The organism is Endozoicomonas sp. SESOKO1, assembly GCF_024606265.1.
Taxonomy (GTDB): domain Bacteria; phylum Pseudomonadota; class Gammaproteobacteria; order Pseudomonadales; family Endozoicomonadaceae; genus Endozoicomonas.
In genome coordinates this window covers 1-3,324 of record NZ_JAHHPP010000325.1, presented here as the reverse complement: position 1 = coordinate 3,324, position 3,324 = coordinate 1, and the positions used below count along the sequence as shown (strand labels likewise).

At 52.6% G+C, this 3,324-nt stretch carries 2 protein-coding genes; both read left to right on the top strand.

From position 1 onward, the window contains the following. The first annotated feature begins 121 nt into the window (after window positions 1-121). Entirely contained in the window at window positions 122-1,123 is a 1,002-nt protein-coding gene (locus KDK13_RS14855) for a substrate-binding domain-containing protein (RefSeq protein WP_257285755.1), read from the top strand. Window positions 1,124-1,299: 176 nt separating this feature from the next. Further along, window positions 1,300-3,324 (top strand): glycoside hydrolase family 2 TIM barrel-domain containing protein (locus tag KDK13_RS14850; RefSeq protein ID WP_257285754.1); only part of this gene is annotated, 2,025 nt, incomplete at its 3' end.

Below are 3,324 nucleotides of genomic sequence, written 5' to 3'. Positions count from 1 at the left end.
TCCGAACGGAGTCAGGCAATGAAAATAGGGAAGTTATTTCCAGACAACTCCTTAACACTTCCCCCCCCAGCCTCTCCCACTACGATACCGCCAGCCAGGGTCATCAACACACGGATAATTTATGGTTTCAATAAAAGATGTCGCCAGGGAAGCCAATGTTTCTACGGCAACTGTTTCACGGGTAGTCAATCGCTCCCCAAATACCAGTGATGAAGTGGTGCAACGGGTCTGGAAAACCATTCGGAAGCTGGGTTATCGTCCGGTGATTGGACGACAGTCGGCAAACACTATCGGCGCAGTGGTGTCTGATGTTTCAGAACCCTTCTTTGGCCAGATGCTGAAAGGCATCGATCAGGTTGCCAGAAGCCATAACAAACAGCTGTTGATCCACAATGGCCACTACAGTGAAGCAACCGAGCACCAGGCCATCGAGCGACTGATCGGTAACTGTGAGTCGGCCATTGTCCACAGCAAATGGTTGTCCGATGAAACGCTGATAGACTTTGCCAGCCAAATCCCCGGTTTAGTGCTGATTAATCGTTACATTGAACCCATTGCCGAGCGCTGCGTTGCCCTGGACAATGTTCAGGGAGGCTACATTGCTACCCGCCATCTGCTGAATAAAGGTCATCAACAGATTGGCTATTTATGTTCAGAGCAATTCATCGATGACTCCACAGATCGCCTCAAGGGCCACCATAAAGCCATGGCAGAAGCAGGCATACCTGTTGATGAACGATACATTGCCGCCTGCCCACCCACCGAAGATGGCGGCAGACTGGGGGTTTATGACTTACTGGCAAAAGGCCTGCCACTGACGGCCATCATCACCTACAACGATATCATGGCCGCTGGCGCGCTGTTTGGCCTGCAGGAAAACGGCCTGCACTGTCCACAGGATATCTCAGTGGTTGGCTATGACGACCTGGTCATTGCCCGTTATCTGCACCCGAAACTGTCCACTGTCCGTTACCCCATTGCCGTTATGGCGGAACAGGCGGCACGACTGGCCATCAGTCTGGGCAGTAACGACAGGGAAAAGGTTACAGGCCAGATAATGATGCCGGCTTTTGTTGAACGCAGCAGTGTGCAGGCACCAAAACTGTATCAGCAAACAGGCTGACACCCGAAAAATGTAACAGTTACATAAATTTGAGCTGGATCAACACTTTTTCATGTGTTCACAGATAAGATACATCCTGTTGAAGTATGAAAATTCTGGATAACTGTCGTCAATAATGTCACCTCCAGGTGAAATGATCTGTGACTCCAGAGACAGGAAAATGATTTAGCCAACCTATGAGTAAATACATGCAGCGCGACTGGGAAAGCCCACAAATCACCGCACGCAGCCGACTGGCAAGCCATACCCCGATGAACAGCTGGCGCAGTGAGCCACAAGCTCTGGCAGACAATGGGAGTGATTCGGTATTAAGCCTGGATGGCCAGTGGGCTTTTGCACTGTATGACTTCCCGGAACAAGTGCCTGAAACATTTTCACGGGAAGGTGCAGACCCGGCACAAACCATTACCGTACCCGGTAACTGGCAGCTACAGGGTTTCGATAAACCCATTTATACCAACGTCAAGTACCCGTTCCCCTGCAACCCACCCCAAGTGCCCGCAGAGAACCCGACTGGTTGCTACTCCACCACGTTCACGCTGCCTGCGCAGTGGCAGGAAGATAGCCAGACCCGGGTGATCTTTGATGGCGTGAACAGCGCCTTCTATCTCTGGTGTAACGGCAAGTCCGTGGGTTATTCACAGGACAGTCGACTGGCCGCCGAGTTCGATTTGACACCATACCTCCAGGCCGGTGAGAACCGGTTATGCGTGATGGTTATCCGCTGGTCCGATGGCAGCTACCTGGAAGATCAGGATATGTGGTGGCTAAGCGGCATTTATCGCTCAGTCCGCTTGCTCAATAAGCCACACCAACGTCTGGTGGATATTCGCGTCACACCTGATCTTGATGATCGCTACGAACACGGCAAACTCACCATTGTTGCCGATACCGAGAATGCCGATGATCTGGCCATTCGGGTGACGTTGTATTTGAATAAAGACATCATTGCCACCACCACATCCGCCATTGGCACTGCACCAATGGATGAAAAAGGCGGTTATAACGATCGCACATGCCTGCAGCTGGATATCAACAACCCGCAAAAGTGGAGCGCAGAGGCACCCAACCTTTATCGCGTTGTGGTCACGCTGACGGATCCGCAAGCAAGCAGCGATATTGAAAGCGAAGCCTACGACGTTGGCTTTCGTAAGGTAGAAATCAAGGACGGCCTGCTGCAATTAAACGGCCAGCCATTAATGATTCGTGGTGTGAACAAGCACGAGCACAACCCGGCGACCGGTCATTTTGAAACGGTAGACGATGTTCGTGAACACCTGATACTGATGAAACAGCATAATTTCAATGCTGTGCGCTGTTCTCACTACCCGCACCAACCGGCATTCTATCAGCTGTGTGATCGCCTGGGTCTCTATGTGGTTGACGAAGCCAATATTGAAACCCACGGCATGACCCCCATGCGCAAGCTGGCCGACGACCCGATGTGGGCCAATGCGTTCCTGGAGCGGATGATGCGCATGGTGGCGCGGGACTTTAACCACCCATCCATCATCATCTGGTCACTGGGCAATGAATCAGGCTACGGTGCCGCCCATGATGCCATGTACCAATGGACCAAACGAACCGACCCGTCTCGCCCGATACAATATGAAGGTGGTTGTTCCGATACCCCCGCAACAGACATCATCTGCCCAATGTATGGCCGCACCGATCAGGATCAGCCACAGCAGTTCCTGGGCAAAAATAAATGGGCGCTGACCAAATGGGTCGGCATGCCCAACGAAACCCGGCCAGTCATTCTATGTGAATATGCCCATGCCATGGGCAATAGCCTGGGCGGTTTTGCCGAGTATTGGGCTGCGTTCAGAAAGCACCCCCGCCTGCAAGGCGGTTTCATCTGGGACTGGGTGGATCAGGGACTGGACAAGTTCGACGACAATGGCCAGCACTTCTGGGCATACGGCGGTGATTTTGGTGACCAGATCAACGATCGCCAGTTTTGCATCAATGGGCTGGTATTCCCGGATAAAACACCGCACCCGGCACTGTTTGAAGCCAAAAGAGCACAGCAGCCGTTTACTTTCGAATTAGTGGCAACCCAGCCACTCACCGTCAAAGTCACCAGCGAAGCCTGCTTCTGCGCCACTGACAACCACCAACTGGTGTGGCAGCTGATGGCGGGCGAAGAGGCCCTGGTTGCTGGTGAAGTCACGCTGAATATTGCGCCCCGCTCCTCAGAA